Origin of the sequence: Desulfosarcina sp. (assembly GCF_046496365.1) — a bacterium.
Taxonomy (GTDB): Bacteria; Desulfobacterota; Desulfobacteria; order Desulfobacterales; family Desulfosarcinaceae; genus Desulfosarcina.
The window spans coordinates 21,779-46,077 of record NZ_JAWOHB010000043.1 but is presented as its reverse complement, the minus strand read 5'-3'; the positions used below and the strand labels follow the sequence as shown (position 1 = coordinate 46,077).

Sequence of the window (24,299 nt, the reverse complement as noted above, 5' to 3'; positions counted from 1 at the left end):
ATGATACCAAAAGTTATATTTACCTTCGTCAATCTGCTGTGCATCACCGCTTCGGCATACGTGTTCGTCAACGGACTCTACGGAGCCATCTCCACCAGGCTGGCCCAAAAACCCGTGCCCGTGGAAGAAAATGTTTACCGGGTGGGCGACATGAACACACCGCAGCTCCCCTTGTCCGCATACAATGCGGTACTGGAGCGCAACCTGTTCAAAACCGGATCGGAGAGCACCCCCCAGCAACAGCAGGTGGATGTCGAATCGCTGGAGGAAACCAAATTGAACCTGAAGCTGTGGGGGACGGTTTCCGGCAGCAGCGACGGAACCTATGCAGTCATCGAAGATGTCAAGACACGCGAGCAGAACCTCTACCGTGCCGGCGATTCCATCCAGACCGCCACAGTCAAGGAGATATTCAGGGAAAAAGTCATCCTCGGCGTCAACGGAAAGGATGAGGTTCTGCAGATGCAGGAACTGGAATCCGGCGGCACCGTCTCCCTGCCGGGTGGCTTGCCCATGCGGGCACCGGCAGCGTCCGCCGGTGCCGTCCGTGCCCAAAGGATCTCCTTGCGTCGCTCTTACATCGAGCAGTCCATGACCGACATGGCCTCGCTGATGACCCAGGTTCAGATCCAGCCTCACATGGAAAACGGCGTGCCTGCAGGCCTGGCGCTTTCCAGCATCAAGCCGAACTCCATCTTCCGTCGAATGGGCCTGAGAAACGGAGACATCATCAGTGGTGTGGACGGCAATGAAATAACATCGGTGGATGATGCGTTGAGACTGGTCGACGGCCTCAAATCCTCAACCAACCTCAGCGTACAATTGAAACGCAGGGGACAGGAAAAGAATATCGAATATAGCATCAGATAGCCGGCCAGGCGCCTGCGGGCCCATTGCCGGTGCAAACAGGATGAGACAATATGGCAATTGAAAAAACAATCGATGCAACCGGAAGACGCATGGTCGGCGCCCTGATCGCCGTGCTGATCCTTTTCCTCGTTGCCGCCAGCGCAACCGCCCAGGATCAGGCTCAGGATAAGGCGGCCAGCGGCAACACCCCGGCCAACGGGTCACAGCGCTTTGTCTCCATTGATTTCAACAATGTGGATATCAGCGTGTTCATCAAGTTTATCAGCGAGCTTACCGGCAAAAACTTCGTCATCGATCAGCGGGTCAAGGGCAAGGTAACCATCATCTCGCCTTCCAAAATTTCCGTGGATGAAGCCTATAAAGTGTTCGAATCCGTTCTCGAGGTTCACGGTTTCGCCACCGTGGAGACGGACCAGTTGACCAAGATCATCCCCTCCCCGGACGCACGCACCAAAAACATCGAGACGCGAACCCAGGCCAGAGGCGATTCGGGAAACGACCAGGTGGTCACCCAACTGATGCCCCTGCGCTTCGCCGACCCTGAAGAGGTCAAGCGGCTGTTCACCCCCATGGTTTCAAAAAGCAGTGTGATCCTCTCGTACGCGCCTACCAACACCTTGATCATCACCGATAATTACTCCAATATCTCCCGCCTGATGAAGATACTGAAAACCATCGACATCCCCGGCGTGGGCCGTGAGATCACCATCTTCCCCGTCCACAACGCCGATGCAGCCAAGCTGGTGTCTCTTTTGGACACAGTGTTCAAGACCTCCTCCCCGGCGACGGCCAAAAAAGGAGCCCCGACATCCGATCGCGGCGCCGCCTTCGTCGCCGACGAACGCACCAACAGCATCATCATGGTGGCCAGCGAAGATGATACCAACCGCATCCGCAGCCTGATCGATACGCTCGATCAGGAAACCCCCAAGGGCAAGGAACGGATACACGTCTATTACCTGGAATATGCGGCGGCCGAAGAGATCGTCGCCGTGCTCAAGGACCTGCCCAAAGAGGACAAGACCAAAGCCGCCGGCGGCGCCAATGAGGCCCCGGTGGTTTCCGACAAGGTCACGATCACAGCGGACAAAGCCACCAACAGCCTGATCATCACCGCGGACCGGGACGACTACGCCACACTGCTTGATATCATCCGCCAGATCGATATTCCGCGGTCCATGGTATACATCGAAGCCCTGATCATGGAGGTCAATGCGCAGAAAAGCTTCGACCTGGGCACCGAATGGGTCGTTGGCGACGATGTCTCGTTGAACAATGACCGCCAGGCTGTCGTCGGCGGCGGCTTCACCACGGATGATTCCAGCCTTAGATTTGGTGCGGACGGCAGCCTGATTCCAGCTCTCGCCTCCGGGTTCTCCCTGGGCCTTTTCGGTGAAGCGATTACAGTCGCCGGCGTCTCATTTCCCAGTATCGCGGCCATCGTGCAGGCCTATAAAAAAGACCAGGATGTCAACATTCTGTCGACGCCCCAACTGCTCACCACAGACAATCAGGAAGCCAGCATTACCGTGGGCAAGAACATTCCCTTCCAGACCACGACTTCGACCACCAACAATGACACCTACAACAGCTTCGAGTACCGGGATGTGGGCAAAACCCTGAAGATCACGCCACAGATCAACAAAGACCGCATGGTGCGGTTGAATTTGTCGCTGGAAGTCTCCGCCCTGGAAAGCACGACGGACTTCAGGCCGACGACGCTCAAGCGCACCGTAGAGACCACCGTGATGGTCAAGGACAGCAATACGGTCGTCATCGGCGGACTGATCGACGACAACTTCTCGCAGACCGAATACATGGTGCCCTGCCTTGGAGATCTTCCCGGACTGGGCTGGCTTTTTAAAACCCGTTCCACAGGCAGTGAAAAATCCAATCTGTTCATCTTCATTACGCCCAAGGTGATTCAGAACCCGGAGGAATCTTTACGCGTCTCCGGATCAAAACGATCCGAGATGGATCAGATGCGTGAGATGCAGATCAAACTCTACCAAGGCGACAGGGAAGCGAAGCTTCCGTCATCCATCGAAACCGATCCGGCAGGCAACGGCCTCCCGCAATCCATGCTGGAAGACGGGCGCACACCCGGGACACAAGGCCAGGCCGGCGCCATACAGATGTCGCCAACACCTGCCGAAAAAGCGGGCGGCGTCGAAACTGGCGGCTATCACCTGCAGGTACAGTCCTTCAGCGACGAGATGTCGGCACTGGAATCGGTGGCCCGGCTGAGACAGATGGGGCATGATGCCATTATTAAAGCCACGGATGTGGACGGCAAGATCTGGTATCGGGTGCAGATCGACGGCTTTCCGGACCGCGCTGCGGCACAAAAGGCCCAGGATAGCCTAACCGGACAAGGCATTGCGGATACGCTCATTCTGAAAAACAGCCCATGAACAAATCTTTGGAAGAAATATTAAAAAGCAAGCACGGCGTCTCCGATGAGGATTATGCGGATGCAGTCAGGCTGCGTGCTGATAAGGGCGGCAGCCTGGCGGAGGTACTGCTGCGCCGCAAGGTCATCACCGAAACTCAGTGGCTGGACGCCTTGGGCGACCAGTATGATATCCCCTTTTGGCCCGAACTGCCCCTGGAGAGCTTCGGCGAAGACCGCTCCCGCAAGGCACCCATCGGCTTTCTCAAACGACACGCCATGGTTCCGCTGGTGCTGAAAAACATCCCCGCTTCCGGGAATATCACCCTGCCGCCGGAAATGGTCAACATCATCGCCGTTAACGATCCCTCGGCATTTCAGCCCCTGGACGACCTGGCCCGCATGATCGGCTTTGGGGCGTACAACCTGGTGCTGTCCACCAAAAGCGCCATCTTCGCAGCCATCAATCTGCTCTTTGACATGAGTCAGGGCACCGCCGAGCAGCTGGTCCAGCACATGGAAGAGGACGGCAGCACCATCATCAGCGAAATCGAAGACACGGCCGACCTGCTCGAGGACACCAGTGATGCCCCTATCATCAAGCTGGTGAACCATATCATCTCCCAATCCATCAAAGCCCGTGCCAGTGACATTCACATCGAGCCCTATCAGGACAGCTTCAAGGTACGCTACCGGGTCGACGGCATCCTCTACGATTTGCTCACCCCGCCGAAATGGATCCAGCCGGCCCTGATCTCGCGCATCAAGGTCATGGCCAAACTCAATATCGCCGAAAAGCGCCTGCCCCAGGACGGACGGCTGGAAGTCAAAATCGGTAGCCAGAACGTGGATGTGCGCATCTCAACCCTGCCCACCACCTTTGGTGAGCGTGTGGTCATGCGGCTGTTGATCAAATCGGATGAGACGCTGAACCTCAAGGAGCTGGGGCTTTCACCCAAGGAGCATGAACTGCTCAACCTGCTGGTGACCCAGCCCAACGGCATCATTCTGGTCACCGGTCCCACGGGAAGCGGCAAGACCACCACCCTCTATTCCGTATTGGCTTCAATCATCAAGCCGGACATCAACATCATCACCATCGAAGACCCGGTGGAATACCAGCTAAAGGGTATCAGCCAGATTCAGGTCAACCCGAAAATCGACCTCACCTTTGCCCGCGGCCTGCGGTCCATCGTTCGTCAGGACCCGGATGTCATTCTCATCGGTGAGATCCGCGACAAGGAGACCGCCACCATCGCCGTTCAGTCGGCCCTGACCGGCCACCTGGTTTTCTCCACCCTGCACACCAACGATTCCGCCGGTGCCATCACACGATTGGTGGATATCGGTGTGGAGCCGTTTTTGATCTCTTCCTCCGTGGTGGCGGTAATCGCCCAACGGCTGGTGCGGGTGCTCTGCGATCATTGCAAGGAGGCCTATACCCCCGGTGTGATCCTGGACAGCATCGGCATTACCCGACCGCAGCTGGAAAACCATACCATCTATCAGGCCAAGGGCTGTGAGAAGTGTTTCAACACCGGCTACCGGGGCCGCATCGGCATATTTGAGATCATGCATATGCGCGAGGGGTTGAAAAACCTGATCCTGAAGACTTTCGACGCCTCGCAGATCAAGCAATACGCCCTGCAATACAACATGAAGACCTTGCGCCAGAGCGGCATCGACAAGGTTCTGGCCGGGACGACCACCATCGAAGAGGTGCTGCGGGTGACCCAACAATGACCGACACACCAATGAAGTGCGTTTACCTGTCGGTGCTATGCTTTCTGCTTGCCGGCCCCGCACTGGCCGGATCGCCGGCAACGCAACCGGAGGTCCCATCGGTGATGGCGGGATCCGTCCGCTTCTTCCAGAACTATCTCTCCGGGGCGGACGGTCACCGCTGCCCCATGACCCCATCGTGCTCCAGTTATGCCCTGCAGGCCATGCAGCGTCACGGAGCCATCAAGGGATGGATTATGGCCTGCGATCGGCTGATGCGCTGCGGCCGGGACGAACTGAAAAACAGCCCGTCGGTAATGACCCGCGACGGCCTGCGATGCCAGGATCCTCTTGTAAACAACGATTTCTGGCTGCATTGAACACCAATGGGATGCCCCATGGTATTTCAACCCGCCTCAGGCTATTTTTGCCGCGCCCTTGGTGCCGTGCTGGTGATTGCCGCCACCGGCGCCATCGCCTTTGCCCAACTGACCATCGATGCGGACAGCCAATACCGGTATGCACAATCGCGTTTTGATTCCGGGGCGTTCGACGAGGCGATCGTTGAGTTCAACCGCTTTATCCATTTCTTTTCCACCGACCCCAGAGTACCCCGGGCCAGGTTTCAAACCGGCATGGCTCACTTCAACACCGGCCAATTTCAGGCGGCGGCCGCTATTTTCAATCAACAGACCGTGAACTATCAAGGATTGCCGCTGGACAACGAGGCCTTTTTCATGCTCAGTCGCAGCCATGCCCGCAAGGGCATGTTCGAACAGGCCATGCTGGACCTGCACAACCTCATGGCGATCGCCTCCGCGGCGGATACCATCGACCAGGCCCGCTATGAACTGGGGTGGCTGCATGTGGACCAGGGCCGCTGGAATGAGGCGGACCAGGCGTTTGGTCAGATCACACCCGAGAATCAGGATCGTTTCCAGGTACTCAATCTGCAGCAGGCCCTGGCCCTTAGCGACGCCATCCCGACCAAAAACCCGACCACCGCCGGCTGGCTTTCCATCGTACCCGGCGCCGGCCAGCTGTATGGCCAGAGGTACCAGGATGCGTTGACGGCCTTTCTGATCAATTCCGGTTTGATCTGGGCGGCCTGGGAGAGCTTTGACAACGACCAATATGCCCTCGGAAGCGTGATCAGTTTCGTGGGGTTCGGGTTTTACGCCGGCAATATTTTCAGTGCCGTCGCCAGTGCCCATAAGTACAACCGTGACCGTGTGGCCGAGTACCGTGATCTGCTTAACCAGCGCAGGCAGATGCCCCTATCCCTGGTACCGTCACCCGGAGGTGCCGCATTATGCCTGACGATTGACTTTTGACCCATGCATCCTTGCACCTCCTTCCTTAAGTCTCACCAGACAGTGATCGCACTCGGCTGGTTGGATGATTTTTTGGCGCCGGGCCAAGAGATCTGGCTTTTGGCGTCAAATAGTGGTAACCCAACCGTACTTGTTTATATGGATGGTCAGTTGGTAAAGACCCGGATCGTGAACGGAGGCTGAGCAGTCAGGAGTTTGGACCGCGGTCTTTTTCCGAAAAGGCAGGGGGAATTAAGATGAAATTTATCGCACCTTCGATTTTGTCGGCCGATTTTTCCAGATTGGGAGACGAAATCAAGGCAGTCGAAGCGGCCGGCGCCGACTGGATCCATGTGGACGTCATGGACGGCCGCTTCGTTCCCAACATCACCATGGGCCCGCTGGTGGTTGAAGCGGTTCGTCGAACCACCGCACTGACCATCGATGTCCACCTGATGATCGAATCCCCGGAACGCTATGTCGCCGACTTTGCCGATGCCGGGGCCGACTATATCGCCGTCCACCAGGAGGCCTGCACCCATCTGCACCGCACCATTCAGCTGATCCGTGAAAAAGGGGCCAAACCCGGCGTGGCCTTGAACCCCGCCACACCGGTAGAGACCCTCCGGTGGACGCTCGAGGACCTTGACCTGGTTGTGATCATGAGTGTCAACCCCGGTTTCGGTGGTCAGAAATTCATCCCCTCGGCCCTGGACAAGGTGGCCCAGCTAAGGACAATGGTTCGCGAGCGGGAATTGTCCACCCTGATCCTGATCGACGGTGGCGTGAATGCCGGCACCATCGGCCCCATCTCCCGAGCCGGCGTAGACGTGTTTGTGGCCGGCAGCGCCATCTTCGGCAGTGCGGATTATGGGCGAACCATCTCCGAACTCAAGGCAAAATGGTAAGGGAGGCAATCGTGGCTGACAGCCGGTCCGCCAAACGCATTCTTGTGGTCCACGGTCCCAATCTGAACATGCTGGGTCAACGCGAACCCGGGCACTACGGCAGCCGGTCACTGGCGGACATCAACCAGGCCCTGACGGCGAAGGCTGCCGAACTGGGACTTGCACTGTCCACCTTCCAGTCCAATCACGAAGGGGAGATTGTGGACACCATGCAACAGGCCGCCGGGCGGGTGCAGGGTCTGATCATCAATCCAGCCGCCTTCACCCATACCAGTGTCGCCATCCGGGATGCGGTCTTGCTGTTGCAGGTGCCGACCATCGAAGTCCATCTGTCCAACATCCACAGTCGCGAACCGTTTCGCCGGCATTCCTATATTGCCGACATCGCCATGGCGCAGATCTCAGGCCTGGGTGAATCAGGGTATCTGTTCGCCCTGGAAGCCCTGGCAAAACGGATCGCCTGACAGGTGGCCATGACCGCTGACTTGAAACAACTGTCCATCTGGGACGACCCGCCCGCCGCCCCGGATGCCGGCGCACTGCGGTCATCCTTTGAGCACCGGGTCCTGCGCGGCCTTGTGGCCGAATGGGAAAACGCCCTGTGGCTTTTGCCCGACTCCCTTCAACGCGCCGTCAGGAAACCTTTTTTTGCCATCCGCAACCTGCCTGGCCGGTTGGGATGCTGGAGCCCGGAAAAGCGCGAAATCACCCTGAGCCGTGAGATGGTCGACAGCGGCCGCTGGGATGACATCAAGGAGGTGCTGCTGCACGAAATGGCCCATCAGGTGGCCCACGAAGGGCTGCGGGCCACATCCGAAAAGGACCATGGGGAGCACTTCAGGCAGGCCTGCCGCCTGCTGCGTGCCAATCCTTCGGCCTCGGGCACCTACCTGCCCCTGCATACGCGCCTGCAGCAGGGGGAAAGTCTGGACAACCGTGACCGCATCGTGGTCAAAATACACAAACTCATGGCCCTGGCCGAAAGCAGCAACCCCAATGAGGCCCACGCTGCCATGCGCAAGGCCCATGAACTGATTTCGCGCCACAATGTGGAGCTGATCGGTCGAGGTGCGGATCAGGATTACCACAGTGTTTTCCTGGGCGCCCCTCGCCGCAGGCATTTTCGCGAGACCTATCACCTGGCTGATCTGCTGCAGGAATTCTACTTCGTCCAGGGCATGTGGATCCAGGCCTGGGTGCTGGAAAAAGCGTGCATGGGGCGTGTGCTGGAAATCAGCGGCACCCTTAAAAACGTGCAGATCGCCGAATATATCCACGCCGCCGTCTGCCGGTACATTGAAAACGCCTGGGCGGACTATCGCCGGGGCAAAGCGCTGACCCGTTACCGCCAAACCGATTTTTCCATCGGCATCATCGAAGGATTCAAAACCACCCTGCAGCAGGCGCGCACCGCGGCGGCCGGCAGCCGCGGCGCGCAGCTGCCCGTTCGAATCGAGGACCACGCTTTGGCCCGCTACGTGGACCAACGCTACCCGCATGTACGCGCCATTTCAGGAAGGGTCCGCAGACACGATCCCCGCGTGCTGGCCGACGGAACGGAACAAGGTAAAAAAATGATCATCGCCAAAGGCATCACCCGCAGCGACGGTTTCAAGGAGCGGGTGCTGGAATACAAGCACGAATCCTAGTTTAGGTTTTCAGAATTTTGACCGGTTGGAACAAAAACCTTGCTGCGGAAAAATGAAGTCGGACAAGGGATTGAGGAATCGGGAGAACCCGTGGGGGAAAAAAAATCCAACGCCAAAAAAAGCCCGCTCCATGTGGTCACCATCGGCGGGGGCAGCGGTCAATTCGCCCTGCTTTCCGGCCTGAAAAATCTGGCCGGCATCCGCATCAGCGCCGTAGTTTCCATGATGGACAGCGGGGGCAGCACCGGACGGCTGCGCGATGAGCTGGGCACCCTGCCGCCCGGCGACATCCTCAAGTGCATTCTGGCCTTGTCGCCCCACCAGGAAACGGCCCGCGCCATCTTCCAAAAACGCTTCAGCAAGGACCGGCGCCTCAAAGGGCACAATGCGGGCAACATGCTCCTGACCATGCTCTCGCGATATACCGGCAGTTTTCCCGCCGGCGTACAGGCCCTGGCCGAGATTCTGGATGTCAAGGGGGAGATCCTGCCGGTCACCATCGATCGGGCCACCCTGGTGGCCGAACTGACCGACGGCAGTCGGATATACGGCGAAAGCGCCATCGACACGCCCCGCGGCCACCAGCGCGAAACCATCCGCGACGTCTACCTGGTGCCCCACCACAGCGACACCATCACGGTTTTCCCACCGGTACTCAAGGCCATCGCCGATGCCGACATCATCATCCTGGGGCCGGGTGACCTGTTTACCAGCATCATCCCCAACCTCATCGTCCCCGGTCTGCGCGCAAAGCTTGCCGCGGTGTCCGCGCCGATCTATCATGTGGTCAACATCATGACCAAATATGGCGAAACCAACCACTTCCAGGCCTGCGATTTCATCGCCACCATCGACAGCTTTGCCGGCCGCAAAATCGACGGCGCCATCGTCAACAACCGGCGCCCCGATACCCGTCTCTTGGCCCTCTACCGCAAACAAAAGTCCGATTTTGTGGATGTCGGGTTCGCGATCCCCGGGTGCCGACTGATTTTAGAAGACCTGCTGGAAACTTCCGGGGACGTCATCCGCCACGATCCGCACAAGCTCGCCGCGTTGATCGCACGCATTATGGGAATAGGATGCTGAGCGTCGATCTCCCCACGTCGAACTTCCCACGCCCAGCGTTACCCCTTGAATAGGGAAGCCGCTGTGCGTTTGGGCTGACCTCAATAGATCCAACAACCTATTTTTTCTCCACCGCCATCGCGACCTGCTCCAAAAACACTTTTCTGGGAACTTCGCGGGCTCCAAATCGGATGAGATGTTCCGTTCTCACCTGGCAATCCACCAGAGAGAACTTCAACAGCTTTAGATGATCAACGAGCGTGACAAAAGCCACCTTGGAAGCATTGCTCACCCTGCTGAACATGGATTCACCGAAGAAGGCACGGCCGATGGCGATGCCGTACAGACCGCCGACCAGTTTGCCGTCCTGTCTGGCTTCCACCGAATGGGCATAACCCCGCCGATGAAGTTCGCAATAGGCGCTCTGCATCTCATCGGTAATCCAGGTGCCTTCGCCGTAGGCGCGCTTGGCTTCGGCGCAGGCCTGGATAACCGCATCAAAGGCCTTGTCAAAGGTAATCTGAAAACCGTTTCGCTTGATCACCTTGCGAAGCGATTTGGAAATTCGCAGTTCCCCGGGGTACAGAACCAGCCGCGGGTCGGGCGACCACCAGAGGATGGGTTCATCCTTTGAATACCAGGGGAATATGCCGTTGCGGTAAGCCAGAAGAAGCCGTTCAGGGCTCAAGTCACCGCCGACGGCGAGCAGGCCTTCTTTGATAGCCAGGTGCGCAGGGGGAAAGGAGAGTCGCTTGGAGAGGGTGAAGACAGGCATGTGTCAGCCCGTGGCGCATAGCTGATAGAAAAAACGGCATCTAAGCATGTTCATTGCGGGTGCTGATTAGACCGGATATGAGGGCAGCGGCCGTCGGATGCCACAGGCGCCTTTATCAGGCATGCGCGCTGAGCGATCCGCTATGAACGATGAGCTATCTGTTGTATTCAAAAACCAGCTGCTCCCCCTGCATATCCAATTTGACGCGACCACCCTTCTCCAGCTTGCCGAACAGGATTTGATCGGCCAGTACGTCCTTGATCTCTGTCTGGATGACACGGGCCAGAGGGCGGGCGCCGTATTGGGGATCATAACCCTTTTGAGCCAGGTATTTTCTTACCGCTGCAGAGAAATTCATCGAGACTTTTTTGACCGCCAGCTGGTCGGTAAACTCTTGCATGAATTTGTCGACGATCATGCTCATGATCTGGCGATCAAGGCCGTTGAAGGTGATGATGCCGTCCAGGCGATTTCTGAACTCAGGGCTGAAAATTTTCTCGATGGCCTTTTTGCCCTTGCCGGTGGAATCGCTTTTGGGGTCGCCGAAGCCGATGGTGGCACTGCTCATCTCCCTCGAACCGGCGTTGGAGGTCATCATGATGATGACGTTGCGAAAATCGGCCTTCTTGCCGTTGTTGTCCGTCAAGGTGGCGTGATCGAGCACCTGCAGCAGGATATTGAACAGGTCTTCATGGGCTTTTTCAATTTCGTCCAGCAGCAGCACGCAATAGGGGTGTTTGCGAACGCCGTCGGTGAGCAATCCGCCCTGGTCGAAGCCGATGTAGCCGGGAGGGGCGCCGATCAGCCGGGCCACGGCATGTTTTTCCATGTACTCGCTCATGTCGTAGCGCATGAATTCTACATCCAGGTGCCGGGCCACCTGCCGGGCCACCTCGGTCTTGCCCACACCGGTGGGGCCGGTGAAAAGGAATGAACCGACCGGTTTTTCGGGCTGTCCCAGACCGGCCCGGGAGCGTTTGATGGCGGTCACCAGGGCATCGATGGCATCGTCCTGGCCAAACACGACCCGGCGCAGCTCGCCACCCATGTTCTCCAGCTTGGCCTTGTCGGGTGTGGAAACGTTAACCGCTGGAATCCGGGCGATCTTGGCCACAATTTTTTCGATATCCGACGGGTGAATCCACTTGCGATTGACCGCACCAGAGAGGCGGATGGCGGCACCGGCCTCATCGATGACGTCGATGGCCTTGTCGGGCAGGAACCGGTCATTGATGTACTTGGCCGACAGCTCACATGCGGCCTTGAGGGCGGCATCGGTGTATTCGATGTCGTGATGTGCCTCGTAACGGGAGCGCAGCCCTTTGAGGATCTTGATCGACTCTTTGACCGGCGGCTCCATGATATCGATCTTTTCAAATCGCCGGCTCAGGGCGCGATCCTTCTCGAAATGGTTTTTGTATTCCTCATAGGTTGTGGATCCGATGCAACGCAGTTCACCCGTTGACAGAAACGGCTTCAAGATATTGCTGGCATCCATGGATCCACTGCTGGTGGCGCCAGCACCCACGATGGTGTGAATTTCGTCAATGAACAGAATGGCATTTTTGCGTTTTTTCAGCTCGGCCACCACCCCTTTGAGACGCTGCTCAAAATCACCCCTGAACTTGGATCCGGCCAGCATGCCTCCCAGATCCAGCGAATAGATGCGCACCTCCTTGAGCAGGTCCGGCACTTCGCCGTCCCATATCTTCTGGGCCAACCCTTCGGCCATGGCCGTCTTGCCCACGCCCGGATCACCCACAAAGATGGGGTTGTTTTTCCTGCGACGGCAGAGCACCTGCATGGTCCGTTCGAGCTCCAGTTCGCGACCGATCAACGGATCCAGCTTGCCTTTGGCCGCCCGGTCGATCAGGTTAACCGTGTAAGTCTCCAGATACCCCGCTTTTTTCTTGCTGGGCTTCTCTTCGACCGGTCCATCGATGCCGGACTCATCGTCGGCCATCTGGCTGGGCATTTCATGGGAGATCACCCGCAGCACATCCAGCCGTGAAATACCAGCTTCGTTCAGGAAATAAACGGCGTGGGAGTCTTTTTCCATGAAAATGGAGGCCAGAATGTCGCTGACCGCAACCTCTTTCTTTTCGGCAGAACGCACATGGTTGACAGCCCGCTGGATCACCCGTTGAAACCCGATGGTCTGCTGGAGTACATACTCGTTCTCTTCGGGAATCATCGCCATGTTTTCATTGAAGAACATTTCCAGATTGGCTTTCAGGTTTTCTACATTTCCGCCGCAATTTTCGACGATTTCGAGCCCCGAACTGTCGTGCAGAATGGCAAACAGCACGTGTTCAACACTGACGTATTCATGCCGCCGTTTCTTGGCCTCACGCACGGCGAATCCCAAGGTGGCGCTGAGTTCTTTACTGATCATAGTCTATTCCTGTTCCATGCTGCAGCGCAGCGGAAAGCCTCTTTCACGGGCAAGATTGTGGACCGCATCCACTTTGGTCTCGGCAAATTCATGGGGGTAAACCCCGCAAACCCCGATACCTTTCTGGTGTACGTTCAGCATAATGGTTGCCGCTGCTTCAGGGGACTTGTTGAACACGTAAACCAGAACCTCGATGACAAATTCCATGGTGGTGTAGTCATCGTTGTGCAGCAGCACCCGATACATGGGCGGCTCCCCGGTTTCATCCCGGGTCTGCGCGCTTACCTGATCCTCTGTTTGATAACGGGCCATCGCAAATCGGTTTTATGGTTCAATTTATATGCTTGGGTTGAAATCCATGTCGGATGAATCCGTTTATGCTATCGACCGCTGATTTCATTTCAGATGCTAAGCATCTGGATCCATTAACGTTGATCCAGGAGCCAGCTGCCAGGCAGCTTACCTAGATTATAATCACCGCTGCCATGGATTGTAAAGTGCATTTCTTGATCGAAAGGGGGGTGGGCAGGGCAGGTCTTAGGACAGCTGTTTTTTGATCAATACCCACCGATTATATGTAATCCTGAGGCGTTACACATCGATTTTGACAATCTGCGGGAAGGCGCCGCCGTTTTCGACACGGACAATGGCCACGGATACCGGATAGTCGTATCGCCGCTGACCGGCACTTCCCGGATTGAGGTAGATCACGCCGTCTTTCTCAAAAATATCGGGCTGGTGAATATGCCCGCTGACGACCACATGGATCCCGGCGGCCGACGGTTCCAGGTCCAGGTGGTGCAGATCATGTAAAATGTAAAAAAAGACGCCTTCGATCTGCACCATCGCCGTGACCGGCAATACGTTGGACCATGGACCGCGATCCATGTTTCCGCGAACTGCGGTCACCGGAGCGATGCGCTGCAGCCGCTTGAGCACCTGTGGAATGTCGACGTCTCCGGCATGCAGAATTTGATCGCATCCCGCCAGGGCCTTTTCAACCTCGGGGCGGACCAGCCCGTGGGTGTCGGAAAGGATGCCGATGGTCTTAGCGCGGGTTGGTTTTTTTGGATTCATCATGTTAACTGGGCATTGCCAGGCGCACCGGTTCGACAGGTTGATGGGTGGCCCCCCTGAAAGGCGACGCTATCCCCCACAGCATTTCTTATACTTCTTGCCGCTCCCACATGGACAGGGATCGTTGCGGCCGATTTTATCCGCTTCGCGTTTGACGGTTTTTTTGAGAGGCGGCCCATCACCGCCGCCGGAAAAAATCAGTTTTTGTTCCCGGGGCTTGTGCAGGTTTTCGATATGGTCCGGCTCGGCCAGCTGGATGCGGAATAAAATGCCCAGGGTTTCCGACTTGATGCGGCCGATGGTCTCCTGGAACATATCGAAACCTTCTTTTTTATAAACCAGCAGCGGGTTCTGCTGCGCGTAGCCGCGCAACCCGATGCCTTCTTTGAGATGATCCATGGACAGCAGGTGGTCCTTCCACAGATTATCCACGGTCTGGAGCATGATCATCCGCTCCAGCTGCCGAAAATCATCCCCGCTGCCCAGCATGGCGGCCTTTTCTTCGTACCGCACATGGGCCTGGTCATATATCTCCTGGGCCAGTCCCTCCTGGTTGAGTCCATCCAGGGTATCGGCATCCATTTCGGCCGGCCGGAAATTGAACTGTTGGAAAACGGCGTCCGAAATCGCCACCCAGTCCCAATCCTCGGGAAGCGCGCGTTCATCGGCGAATTTGGCGGCGATATCCTCGGCGCTTTCCATGATGATGTCTTCGATGGTGGACTTCAGGTCAACACCGGTTAAAAGATCGCGGCGCTGTTTGTAGATCACTTCACGTTGCTGGTTCATGACATCGTCGTACTCCAGCAGGTGCTTGCGGATGTCAAAGTTGTGCGCCTCCACCTTGGATTGGGCGTTTTCGATGGCCCGGCTGATCAGGTTGTGCTCGATGGGCTCACCCTCTTCCATACCCAGTCGCTCCATGATTCCGGTTATGCGCTCACCGCCGAATATGCGCAGGAGGTCATCCTCAAGCGCCAGATAGAACCGGGAAGACCCAGGATCGCCTTGACGCCCGGAACGGCCGCGCAGCTGGTTGTCGATGCGCCGGCTCTCATGGCGCTCGGTTCCCAGAATATGCAGGCCTCCCAGTTCGGTCACGCCCTCGCCGAGAACGATATCGGTTCCGCGCCCGGCCATGTTGGTGGAGATGGTCACCGCGCCTTTCTGGCCGGCCATGGAGATGATCTCCGCCTCTTTTTCGTGGTTCTTGGCATTAAGCACCTCGTGGGGTATGCCTTGCTTCTTCAATTTTCCGGCCAGCTGCTCGGAAATGTCGATGGAGACCGTACCCACCAGCACCGGCTGACCTTTTTTGTGCAGCTGCTTGATCTCTTCGATGGCGGCATTGAATTTTTCCCGGCGGGTCTTGTAGATCACATCGGAAAAGTCCTTGCGGATCATGGGCATATTGGTGGGGATCAACGACACTTCCAGGTTGTAGATTTTCTTAAACTCCGCCGCCTCGGTGTCTGCTGTTCCGGTCATACCCGCCAGTTTGGCGTACATCCGGAAGTAATTCTGAAAAGTGATCGTGGCCAGGGTCTGGTTCTCATTCTCAATCTTGACGTTCTCCTTGGCTTCCAGTGCCTGGTGCAGCCCTTCGCTGTATCGTCGACCGGGCATGAGCCGCCCGGTGAATTCGTCGACGATGATCACCTCGCCATCTTTGACAATGTAATCCACATCACGTTTGAACAGGGTGTGGGCCTTGAGTGCCTGGTTGGTGTGGTGGAGCATTTCGATGCTGACGGGATCGTAAAGATTTTCCACACCCAGCATCTGTTCGGTGTGCGCCACCCCCTCTTCGGTGAGGGTTGCACTTCTGGCCTTCTCGTCGATTTTGTAGTCCACCTCCACCTTGAGCTTGGGAATGATGGCGTTTACCTGATAATACAACTGGGTCGATTTTTCCGCCGGGCCCGAAATAATCAAAGGGGTACGCGCCTCGTCAATGAGAATACTGTCCACCTCGTCCACGATGGCATAGTGCAGATTCCGCTGCACCAGCGCCTTCGCATCGAACTTCATGTTGTCGCGGAGATAATCGAAGCCGAACTCGTTATTGGTTCCGTAGGTGATGTCCGCGCCATAGGCTTCTTTCCGCCGGCGATCGTCGATCCCATGCTGAACGGTTCCCACAGTCATTCCCAGAAAGGCGTAGATTTGACCCATCCACTCCGTATCCCGCCGGGCCAGGTAATCGTTTACCGTAATCACATGCACCCCGCGACCGGTCAGGGCGTTGAGATAGACGGGCAGTGTCGCCACCAGGGTTTTACCTTCACCGGTCTTCATCTCGGCGATTTTGCCGCCATGAAGCACCATGCCGCCGATCAGCTGAACATCATAATGGCGCATCCCCAAGGCCCTCACCGAGGCCTCACGAACGGTTGCAAAGGCTTCCGGCAGCAAGTCGTCCAGGGGTTCTCCGTTGGCCAAAAGCGCCTTCAACCTTGCGGTCTGCCCTTTGAGTTGATCGTCCCGCATGGCTTTCATCTGCGGTTCAAAACGATTGATCGCCTCGACAACAGGCTGAAGTTTTTTTAGGTCGCGTTCATTTTTACTGCCGAATATCTGGGTCAGAAACTTGCCGATCATCTTTATCTGTTCTCCACTTTTGTCAAAGGGATGGCGCTTTGAAATGGGACCCGATCAATCATCACCCCTGTCAACGCGTCGGTATCCTAAACCATTTTAGCGGGTCACTCAAGCGCAAAGGGTCGGCCGGTGTCAGAACAGGCAGGTGGGTCGACACAGCGGCGGGGTGCACCTGAATGACAGGTCGGGATAAGCGCAATCAGGCAGCAGCTGACACGTGCCTTTCAATTCAAAATGTACTGGGCGGGATTGATTGGAACACCGTTGAGGTGAACTTCATAATGCAGATGCGGGCCGGTGCTGCGTCCACTATTGCCCATCTGAGCGATGATATCCCCGCGTTTGACTTTTGCGCCTTGTTTTTTCAAGAACTCGCTGAGATGGGCATACCGGGTGATCATGCCATGCCCGTGGTCGATGACCAGCACATTGCCCATGGTGCCTTTCTCGCCTGCAAAGGCAACGACACCGTTGGCGGTGGCCAGGATGGCAGTACCATTGCGATTGGCGATGTCCACCCCTTTATGGAACTCTTTTCTGCCGGTGAACGGGGAAACCCGTTGCCCGAAACTGGAAGTCATCCAACCGCTGGTGGGGCGGATAGCCGGTGTTGAAGCCAGCAGATTGCGCTGCCCTTCCAGTTTTTCCAGCAGACTGCTGAAGCTGCCCTCCTGGCGCTGGGAAGCCGCACCCAGTTCACCCATCTGCTGGTGCATCGCACGCATCAACCCCTCATGCCGCTGGGTGATCTCCAGTTGCGGGTCCAGGTCTTCGGGAGCGGCCCCCCCCACACCGAATAGGTTGTCGCCGCTCCGGCTGGGCTCCAGATTGGCAATCACGCGGATCTTCTCTTCAAACTGGTCCAGCTGGACCAGCTTCTCCTTGAGTAAATTGATTTCATGGGCGAAGGATTGGATCTGGAGCCGTTGCTGCCCGATCTCGCCGCGTTGATCGTCAATGGTCTGGGCCAGCTTCTGGCTGCCCACAACGGATTGTTTGAGGGCCAGGTAGTCGTAAAGGAACATGCCGATAAGTACTGTACCGCAAACAGCGACCAGTGATAAGGCCACCAGCAGAACAACGGGCGCCGCAATCTGTTTGACTGTCGTTCCCGAATTGCTCAAGACGATGAACGATATCTTTTTAGCCATCACCCTTCCAAGCCAAACCCATAAATCAAATTTTACCCATTAATTCGATTAGTTAAAATTCTTGTTGCCGCATATGCGCAAAGGCTACCATGCCAGTGACACCATGTCAAGCGCATGGTAGCCCTATTTACCCATTAACCATCCATTTTAACTGGAAAAAAACCCGAAGGCCCGCAGGAGGACCGGGTATGCGCGCCTAAGCCATTCCCAGACTGAACTTGAGCGATTTCAAGGTATTGAGCATCAGCATGGTAATGGTCATGGGCCCCACTCCGCCAGGCACCGGTGTAATATATCCGGCGATTTCCTTGGCGGCATCAAAATCCACGTCACCCTTCAAGATGGCAATTTTCTGGCCGGTCTTTTCGCTGACTTTTTCACCCACGCGGTTGACACCGACGTCGATGACGCAGGCACCGGGCTTGATCCACTCAGGCTTCACCAGATCGGGAACGCCTGCGGCAACGATCAGGATATCGGCTCGCTTGCAGTGAGCGGCCAGGTCCTTGGTCCGGGTATGGACAATGGTGACGGTGGCGTTGGCACCAGGGCCTTTTTGCACCATCATGTTGGCGATGGGCTTGCCCACGATGTTGGAGCGACCCACGACCACGACCTCGGCGCCGCTGGTCTCCACACCGGCGCGCACAATCATCTCCTGAATGCCTGCAGGGGTGCACGGGGGAAATTTGACTTCGGCACCGCCGATCATCAAACGGCCGACGTTTACCGGATGGAAACCGTCAACATCCTTATCGGGATCGATGGCGTTGAGAACTTTTTTCTCATCAATATGTTTGGGCAGCGGCAGCTGGACCAAAATCCCATTGATGCTGTCATCCTGGTTGTACTTCGCGATCAGGGCCAGCAGATCCGCCTCGGATATGTCAATCGGCTGGCTGTCCTGAACCTCCTTGAACCCAACGCGGTGAGCCGTTTTAATTTTCAGGGTCACGTAGGAAATGGATGCCGGGTTTTCACCCACAAGGATGGTGACCAGCCCCGGAACCACGCCGTGCTTTGCCTTGATCTGTTTTACCTCGGCGGTAATCTCCTCAAGGATCTGCTCCCGGATCTCGGTGCCCTTAATAAGCGTTGCTGTCATCTCCAGTCTCCTTTCACATGGTTAGTTTCGGTGCAATTTATACCCAACGAAAAGCCTTTGGCGCTTTCAACATGCGATCATGAATGCACAGGTAAATGGCAAGGATGCGGATTTTGCCCGCAGGCGAATTAACGTTCGCCACCTGTTTATTCCAAAACATCGGGGTTGTCAACAAATTGGCCTGGTTGGAGATATTCACGCCGACTAAAGCGGATAGGGAACCCCACCCAAACCGGCCGTCTCCTGGAAATCGAACATCAGGTTCATGTTCTGGACCGCTTGTCCCGCCGCCCCCTTGACCAGGTTATCGATGACAGACATCATAATCAGCCGTCCGCTGCCAGGATCCACCACCCAGCCGATGTCGCAGAAGTTGGTTCCCTTGACATGCAGGGTATCCGGAAACCGACCGGCGGGCAGCAGCCGGATGAAGGGTTTCTGGTGGTAAAACGATTCCAGGCACTGCCGGATCTGACCGGTCCCCACCCCCGAAGCAAGACTGACGTAAACCGTGCTGTGCATACCCCGGGTCATGGGCACCAGATGGGGAACGAAGGTAATTCTCACCGGCGCCCCCGCGCAAAGGGACAACTGCTCTTCAATTTCCGGCGTGTGCCGGTGCCCGCCCACCTTGTAGGCCTTGAACGATTCGTTGACGTGACAGAAATGTGTGGCGTGGGTGGCTTCACGTCCGGCCCCGCTGACCCCGGATTTACAATCAGCAATCACAGTTGTCGGATCCACCAGCTTCGCTTTGACCAGGGGCATCAAGGGCAACAGCACACTGGTGGGATAGCAGCCCGGGTTGCCGATCAGTTCCGCAGAGGCCACCGCTTCACCATAAAGCTCACAGAGCCCGTACACCGACACGTCCAACAGATGGGCGCACGCATGGGGCTGGTAGTGCGCCTCATAGGCGTCACGGTTTTTGAACCGGAAGTCCGCAGAGAGGTCCACCACGCGCATTCCCGCGTCAAGAAGCCCGGGGGCCATCGCCATGGAGGCCTTGTGGGGCAGCGCCAGGAAAACGACATCGGCATTTTTGGCGACATCCGCCGCCGCGCTGCCCAGGCAATCTAAATTGACGAATCCGTTCAATGCGGGATAAATGGCATCGTAGGGCGTTCCGGCATATTGCCGGGAGGTAATGACCGACAGGGTCACATCCGGATGACCGCAAAGAATGCGGACCAGTTCAGCGCCGGCGTATCCGGTGGCGCCGACTACAGCTGCACGGATCATGACAGCTCCTTTTCGAAATCGGATTGCACCCGCTCACCTGTTTCCGGTGAGCGATCAGCCAAAAACGATCACCCCCCCAGATATGCCTTTTTCACACCGGGATCGTTGATCAGGGTAACGGAATTGCCTTCCAGGACCAGATTCCCGTTTTCAAGAACATATCCTTTTTGCGAAAATTTCAAGGCCAAGCGGGCATTTTGTTCCACCAGCAGGATGGCGGTGCCCTCCTGCCGGTTAATCTCCTTAAGGGCCTGAAACACATTCATCATCAGCAACGGCGACAACCCCATGGAGGGTTCGTCCAGCAGCATCAGCCGGCGCCCGCTCATGAACGCCCGGCCGATGGCCAGCATCTGCTGTTCGCCGCCGCTCATGGTGCCCGAAGCCTGAGACCGGCGCTCTTCCAATCGGGGAAAGATTTCGAACACCCGCCGGATGTCTTTTTTCACATTGTCACGGTCCTTGCGGGCAAAGGTCGCCAGCTGCAGATTCTCCATTACGGTCAGGTTGCCGAACAGACGACGGCCTTCGGGCACGTGGGTAATTCCCAGCTGACTGACAACCTTGTCGGCCGGAAATTTGAGCAGATCTTTTCCCATGCAGGTCATGGTCGAACCCGGCTCAACCGGTACCATGCGCGAAACGGCCCGCAGGGTTGTACTTTTTCCGGCACCGTTGGCGCCGATGATGGTGACAATTTCACCGGCATCGATATTAAAACTGATCCCATGCAGGGCTTTGATATTACCATATGAAACCCGGAGGTTTTCTACGTTGAGGAGCATCAGAAATCAACCTCCTGTTCGCCGATGTAGGCCTCGATGACCTTGGGATGATTCTGGACTTCTTTGGGTGTTCCCTCCACGAGGACCTGCCCGAACACCAACGCCTGGACATGCTGGCAAAGCTCGTGAACCACCCGCAGTCGGTGCTCGATGAGAAAAATGGCCAGATTGAAACGTTCATGGGCTTTGCGGACCACCTCGATCATGGCCATCATCTCGTCCGGGGTCATACCCACGGTGGGCTCGTCCAGCAGCAGCACCTTGGGTTCGATGACCATGGCCCGAGCCATCTCCACCCGCCGCTGGGCGCCATAGGGCAGATTGACCACAAGCTGGTCGGCGAACTGATCAACGGCGAACATCTTGAGATACTCCATGGCCAGTTCAGCGGCATGACGCTCTTGGCGCCGACGCATGGGCGTGTCCAGAAAAGCGCCCATCAGTCCATAGGAGAGTTTGGAATAACGGGCCAATTTGATGTGGTCCAGCACGCTCATGTGGCGCCAGAGCTTCATCTCCTGGAATGTGCGGGCCAGACCCATGGCAGCCGTTTGGTTGGGTTTCTTGCCAACCAGTTCCTCACCGTCAAAGCGCACCGAACCCATTGTCGGTCGGTAAATACCGGTGATGAGGTTGAAAATAGTGGTTTTTCCGGCGCCGTTGGGGCCGATCAGCCCGATGATCTGACCCGGGTCCAGATTGAGGTTGTATCCGGATACAGCCTGCAGGCCACCGAAATTATGGCTCATGTCGGTAACGTGAAGCAACGGCATATCAATCCACCTCCTTGGGTCCGAACACCTGGCGGGCATCGAATTCCTTGAAAGCGATGAGCCCGGTGGGCCGATAGATCATCACCAGAATCAACATCAGGGGGATGACGATCCACTTGAGAATTTCCAGAGGCCTCAGGGCCTCTCCCAGCAGACTGATGGACACTGCGCCGACAATCGAGCCATAAACGGAGTTCAGGCCGCCAAAATAGACCATGGCCAGAACTTCGGCCAGTTTCTGGACGCTGAACATGGCCGGGTTCACGTAGCGCAGCACATGGGCCAGCAGACCGCCCGACACACCGGCCCAGAAGGCGCCGAACAAAAAAGCCGCCATCTTGGTTTTACGGGTGTCGACGGTCATGGCTTCGGCCGCCGTTTCGTCGTCGCGCACCGCGTTGAGTGCTTTGCCCATAATGGAGGTGACGAAGTTGTTGATCGTCCAGATACCAAAGGCCATGGTGATGAAAATCACCGGCAGGGTCGCCCAGTCGGGCTGTCCGGAAATTCCCCGGCTGCCGCCCAATGACTGCATGTTCTCAAAAAAACTCTTGACGATGAAAAGAAACGCCAGACTGATGATGGCCAGGTAGTCCCCGCGGGTTTTAAAGGAGGGAATGGCGATGATCAATGCACCCAATGAAGCCGCCAAACCGCCGAAAACAAGTGCCAGGGGAAAAGAGAGGTAGGCGACGGAAAAATTGAACACCGCATCGCCCAGCACCTTGTCACTGGTAAACAGCCCCACCGTAAACAGGCTTGACATGTATGCGCCGATGGCCATGAAGCCGGGATGTGAACATGAGAATTCGCCCATGTACCCGTTGATGATGTTCAGACTCAGGGTAAACAAAACGGCGATCAAGGTCAGCTTGAGGAAAATCAACCGGTAGTCGCTCATCTCTGCCCAGATGTGCAGCACCGCATACATCAAGCCCAGCTGAACCAGTGCGGTGACGATGAGGGGAAATCCCTGAAGGTAGCGGGCCAGTGCATTGGCCGGTTTTACGACAACCCTTGCGACAAGGGCCAGCGGGATCAGATAAATAACGGCCAGGTAGACCAAACCTGCGGGAATATGCATCACGGTGGCCCAGTTGAATGCATCGCCTTTGATCAAAAAATTGATAATCCCGGCCAGCACTTTGAAAATGGTCAGAAGCCCGAAAAGCACCGGCATCTTGGGCAGCCCCAAAACCGAGGTCAATCCTTCGCCGACCAGCTGCTCCCAGAGCACACAGATCAGCGCCCCGAGAAGGTATCCCAAAAGTGGCACCGGTTTAAAAAACAGGCCGACTCGGTATATCATGCCGCCGGTCTGTCGCGGTGCGTGCGTTTCATCCATGGTTATGTTTCCTTGTCCGCAGATGCGATCAGGATGAGGATTTTGCCCAACGTAGTCAGAGCCGCAGTTTTGCGCTGTAGGCCTGCCCGAACAGTCCGTGGGGTCTGAAAATGAGAATCACCAAAACGATGGAATAGGCGATCAGATCACGCAGGTTGGACCCGATATTCAAGGAGAACAGGCGGTTGACAATCTGGATCGCCGGAACGGTCATGATTTCGATAAAACCGAGCATAAAGCCGGCGATGCAGGCCCCCATGATGGACCCACGTCCGCCGAGGATGGCCGCCACGAAGGCCTTCCACCCGAAGCTGACCCCCATGTAAGGGTCCAGCACCGGGTAGGCCAGACCGAAAAGAATGCCGGCGGCGGCCGCCAGCGCCGAACCGATGGCAAAGGTCATGGCGGCAATGGTGTTCATGGGCACCCCGACCAGAGGGACGACCACATAGTCGTAGGCCATGGCCCGCATGGCCATACCCCACCTCGTCCTGGAGATCAACTGGTGCAGGGCCAGCATCAGGCCGATTGAAACCAGCACAATCATGATCTTCTTGTTGGTCACGTAAACGCCGCCGATGTTGTAGGTGACCGATTCGATCAGCTGGGGGAACTTCAGCCGCGAGCCGCCCAGAAATAGGATGTTGGCGGTTTCCAGGATGATGCCGATCATCAAGCCGGTAATGGCGGCAGATGCCCGCGGTGCCTCCCGGAGAGGCCGGTATCCCACCCGCTCGACGATGATGCCGACAAAGGCGGTGAGGAACATGGAGATCAACAGCGTCATCACCAGCAGCATCCAGCCCGGCAAAATGGCCGCCGCCCCCGTACCGAAAAGAGACAACAATCCCAGCGCCACGCCAAGGCCGATGTAGGCGCCCACCATGAAGATATCTCCATGGGCGAAGTTGAACAGCATCAAAATGCTGTAGACCATGGAGTAGCCGAGTGCGATCAGGGCGTAGAAGCTTCCCCACTGCAGGGCATTGATCAGGTTCTGCAAAAAGAAGTTAGCGGTCATGGAAGGCAGCTCCCGTCAAAAGCAAAGGGGAACAGGCATGCCCGCTCCCTTCTCTGTTGGACCGGCCGCCTCCCCTTCGGGGTGGCGGCCGGCGGGTCACAACAACAGCT

General features: G+C 56.8%; 21 protein-coding genes. 9 read left to right on the top strand and 12 right to left on the bottom strand.

Annotated features, from left to right (window positions below; genetic code table 11):
- The 9 genes from gspC (at nt 1) to yvcK (ending at nt 9,940) form a co-directional block, all read left to right on the top strand.
- The gene (gspC, locus tag R6V78_RS03010) at nt 1-870 is read left to right on the top strand and encodes a type II secretion system protein GspC (protein ID WP_410287845.1); all 870 of its coding nucleotides are present in this window, start codon (nt 1-3) and stop codon (nt 868-870) included.
- 50 nt (nt 871-920) lie between these two features.
- Nucleotides 921-3,284: a type II secretion system secretin GspD gene (gspD, locus tag R6V78_RS03005; RefSeq protein WP_410287844.1), complete on the top strand. Its 2,364-nt coding sequence runs from the start codon at nt 921-923 to the stop codon at nt 3,282-3,284.
- A complete protein-coding gene (gene gspE / locus R6V78_RS03000) occupies nt 3,281-5,005 on the top strand; it encodes a type II secretion system ATPase GspE (RefSeq protein ID WP_410287843.1) in 1,725 nt (574 codons plus the stop codon). Before gspD ends, gspE begins: the two co-directional genes overlap by 4 nt.
- Nucleotides 5,002-5,364, top strand: coding sequence for a membrane protein insertion efficiency factor YidD (gene yidD / locus R6V78_RS02995; RefSeq protein WP_410287842.1), 363 nt, complete (start codon nt 5,002-5,004; stop codon nt 5,362-5,364). Before gspE ends, yidD begins: the two co-directional genes overlap by 4 nt.
- 18 nt (nt 5,365-5,382) lie before the next feature.
- Entirely contained in the window at nt 5,383-6,318 is a 936-nt protein-coding gene (locus R6V78_RS02990) for a tetratricopeptide repeat protein (protein WP_410287841.1), read from the top strand.
- Between the two features lie 236 nt (nt 6,319-6,554).
- The gene (gene rpe, locus R6V78_RS02985; RefSeq protein WP_410287840.1) at nt 6,555-7,205 is read left to right on the top strand and encodes a ribulose-phosphate 3-epimerase; all 651 of its coding nucleotides are present in this window, start codon (nt 6,555-6,557) and stop codon (nt 7,203-7,205) included.
- 11 nt (nt 7,206-7,216) lie between these two features.
- Nucleotides 7,217-7,669 carry a type II 3-dehydroquinate dehydratase gene (gene aroQ, locus R6V78_RS02980; RefSeq protein ID WP_410287839.1) on the top strand — a complete coding sequence of 151 codons (453 nt, stop codon included), beginning with the start codon at nt 7,217-7,219 and terminating at the stop codon, nt 7,667-7,669.
- Between the two features lie 9 nt (nt 7,670-7,678).
- Complete coding sequence (locus R6V78_RS02975; protein WP_410287838.1) at nt 7,679-8,854, top strand: SprT-like domain-containing protein; 1,176 nt, start codon at nt 7,679-7,681, stop codon at nt 8,852-8,854.
- Between the two features lie 90 nt (nt 8,855-8,944).
- Complete coding sequence (gene yvcK / locus R6V78_RS02970) at nt 8,945-9,940, top strand: uridine diphosphate-N-acetylglucosamine-binding protein YvcK (protein WP_410287837.1); 996 nt, start codon at nt 8,945-8,947, stop codon at nt 9,938-9,940.
- Between the two features lie 97 nt (nt 9,941-10,037).
- Here yvcK and aat read toward each other — a convergent pair whose 3' ends face one another.
- The 12 genes from aat to R6V78_RS02910 all read right to left on the bottom strand — a co-directional run bounded on the left by aat (nt 10,038) and on the right by R6V78_RS02910 (nt 24,189).
- Complete coding sequence (gene aat, locus R6V78_RS02965) at nt 10,038-10,694, bottom strand: leucyl/phenylalanyl-tRNA--protein transferase (protein WP_410287836.1); 657 nt, start codon at nt 10,692-10,694, stop codon at nt 10,038-10,040.
- Nucleotides 10,695-10,848: 154 nt separating this feature from the next.
- Entirely contained in the window at nt 10,849-13,089 is a 2,241-nt protein-coding gene (gene clpA, locus R6V78_RS02960) for an ATP-dependent Clp protease ATP-binding subunit ClpA (protein WP_410287835.1), read from the bottom strand.
- A 3-nt stretch (nt 13,090-13,092) separates the two neighbouring features.
- Entirely contained in the window at nt 13,093-13,401 is a 309-nt protein-coding gene (clpS, locus tag R6V78_RS02955; RefSeq protein WP_410287834.1) for an ATP-dependent Clp protease adapter ClpS, read from the bottom strand.
- A 279-nt stretch (nt 13,402-13,680) separates the two neighbouring features.
- A complete protein-coding gene (locus R6V78_RS02950; protein ID WP_410287833.1) occupies nt 13,681-14,166 on the bottom strand; it encodes a metallophosphoesterase family protein in 486 nt (161 codons plus the stop codon).
- 69 nt (nt 14,167-14,235) lie between these two features.
- Nucleotides 14,236-16,767 carry a preprotein translocase subunit SecA gene (secA, locus tag R6V78_RS02945; protein ID WP_410287832.1) on the bottom strand — a complete coding sequence of 844 codons (2,532 nt, stop codon included), beginning with the start codon at nt 16,765-16,767 and terminating at the stop codon, nt 14,236-14,238.
- A 224-nt stretch (nt 16,768-16,991) separates the two neighbouring features.
- Nucleotides 16,992-17,918 (bottom strand): M23 family metallopeptidase, encoded by a 927-nt coding sequence (locus R6V78_RS02940; protein WP_410287831.1) that lies wholly within the window; start codon nt 17,916-17,918, stop codon nt 16,992-16,994.
- A 196-nt stretch (nt 17,919-18,114) separates the two neighbouring features.
- Nucleotides 18,115-19,023, bottom strand: coding sequence for a bifunctional methylenetetrahydrofolate dehydrogenase/methenyltetrahydrofolate cyclohydrolase FolD (gene folD / locus R6V78_RS02935; protein WP_410287830.1), 909 nt, complete (start codon nt 19,021-19,023; stop codon nt 18,115-18,117).
- A gap of 204 nt (nt 19,024-19,227) precedes the next feature.
- Nucleotides 19,228-20,265: an N-acetyl-gamma-glutamyl-phosphate reductase gene (argC, locus tag R6V78_RS02930; RefSeq protein ID WP_410287829.1), complete on the bottom strand. Its 1,038-nt coding sequence runs from the start codon at nt 20,263-20,265 to the stop codon at nt 19,228-19,230.
- Nucleotides 20,266-20,333: 68 nt separating this feature from the next.
- On the bottom strand, nt 20,334-21,050 hold the full coding sequence (locus tag R6V78_RS02925) for an ABC transporter ATP-binding protein (protein WP_410287828.1): 717 nt from the start codon (nt 21,048-21,050) through the stop codon (nt 20,334-20,336).
- Nucleotides 21,050-21,823 carry an ABC transporter ATP-binding protein gene (locus R6V78_RS02920; protein WP_410287827.1) on the bottom strand — a complete coding sequence of 258 codons (774 nt, stop codon included), beginning with the start codon at nt 21,821-21,823 and terminating at the stop codon, nt 21,050-21,052. The genes R6V78_RS02925 and R6V78_RS02920 overlap by 1 nt, the downstream gene beginning before the upstream one ends.
- Before the next feature lies 1 nt (nt 21,824).
- Nucleotides 21,825-23,168, bottom strand: coding sequence for a branched-chain amino acid ABC transporter permease (locus tag R6V78_RS02915; protein WP_410287826.1), 1,344 nt, complete (start codon nt 23,166-23,168; stop codon nt 21,825-21,827).
- A gap of 55 nt (nt 23,169-23,223) precedes the next feature.
- On the bottom strand, nt 23,224-24,189 hold the full coding sequence (locus R6V78_RS02910; RefSeq protein ID WP_410287825.1) for a branched-chain amino acid ABC transporter permease: 966 nt from the start codon (nt 24,187-24,189) through the stop codon (nt 23,224-23,226).
- Between the last annotated feature and the right edge of the window lie 110 nt (nt 24,190-24,299).

What these genes read in the sequence shown, in the direction of transcription:
- gspC (WP_410287845.1), top strand. Translation starts at nt 1, where the DNA reads ATGATACCAAAAGTTATATTTACCTTCGTCAATCTGCTGTGCATCACC.
- gspD (WP_410287844.1), top strand. Translation starts at nt 921, where the DNA reads ATGGCAATTGAAAAAACAATCGATGCAACCGGAAGACGCATGGTCGGC.
- gspE (WP_410287843.1), top strand. Translation starts at nt 3,281, where the DNA reads ATGAACAAATCTTTGGAAGAAATATTAAAAAGCAAGCACGGCGTCTCC.
- yidD (WP_410287842.1), top strand. Translation starts at nt 5,002, where the DNA reads ATGACCGACACACCAATGAAGTGCGTTTACCTGTCGGTGCTATGCTTT.
- R6V78_RS02990 (WP_410287841.1), top strand. Translation starts at nt 5,383, where the DNA reads ATGGTATTTCAACCCGCCTCAGGCTATTTTTGCCGCGCCCTTGGTGCC.
- rpe (WP_410287840.1), top strand. Translation starts at nt 6,555, where the DNA reads ATGAAATTTATCGCACCTTCGATTTTGTCGGCCGATTTTTCCAGATTG.
- R6V78_RS02975 (WP_410287838.1), top strand. Translation starts at nt 7,679, where the DNA reads ATGACCGCTGACTTGAAACAACTGTCCATCTGGGACGACCCGCCCGCC.
- aat (WP_410287836.1), bottom strand. Translation starts at nt 10,694, where the DNA reads ATGCCTGTCTTCACCCTCTCCAAGCGACTCTCCTTTCCCCCTGCGCAC.
- clpA (WP_410287835.1), bottom strand. Translation starts at nt 13,089, where the DNA reads ATGATCAGTAAAGAACTCAGCGCCACCTTGGGATTCGCCGTGCGTGAG.
- clpS (WP_410287834.1), bottom strand. Translation starts at nt 13,401, where the DNA reads ATGGCCCGTTATCAAACAGAGGATCAGGTAAGCGCGCAGACCCGGGAT.
- R6V78_RS02950 (WP_410287833.1), bottom strand. Translation starts at nt 14,166, where the DNA reads ATGAATCCAAAAAAACCAACCCGCGCTAAGACCATCGGCATCCTTTCC.
- secA (WP_410287832.1), bottom strand. Translation starts at nt 16,767, where the DNA reads ATGATCGGCAAGTTTCTGACCCAGATATTCGGCAGTAAAAATGAACGC.
- R6V78_RS02940 (WP_410287831.1), bottom strand. Translation starts at nt 17,918, where the DNA reads ATGGCTAAAAAGATATCGTTCATCGTCTTGAGCAATTCGGGAACGACA.
- folD (WP_410287830.1), bottom strand. Translation starts at nt 19,023, where the DNA reads ATGACAGCAACGCTTATTAAGGGCACCGAGATCCGGGAGCAGATCCTT.
- argC (WP_410287829.1), bottom strand. Translation starts at nt 20,265, where the DNA reads ATGATCCGTGCAGCTGTAGTCGGCGCCACCGGATACGCCGGCGCTGAA.
- R6V78_RS02925 (WP_410287828.1), bottom strand. Translation starts at nt 21,050, where the DNA reads ATGCTCCTCAACGTAGAAAACCTCCGGGTTTCATATGGTAATATCAAA.
- R6V78_RS02920 (WP_410287827.1), bottom strand. Translation starts at nt 21,823, where the DNA reads ATGCCGTTGCTTCACGTTACCGACATGAGCCATAATTTCGGTGGCCTG.
- R6V78_RS02915 (WP_410287826.1), bottom strand. Translation starts at nt 23,168, where the DNA reads ATGGATGAAACGCACGCACCGCGACAGACCGGCGGCATGATATACCGA.
- R6V78_RS02910 (WP_410287825.1), bottom strand. Translation starts at nt 24,189, where the DNA reads ATGACCGCTAACTTCTTTTTGCAGAACCTGATCAATGCCCTGCAGTGG.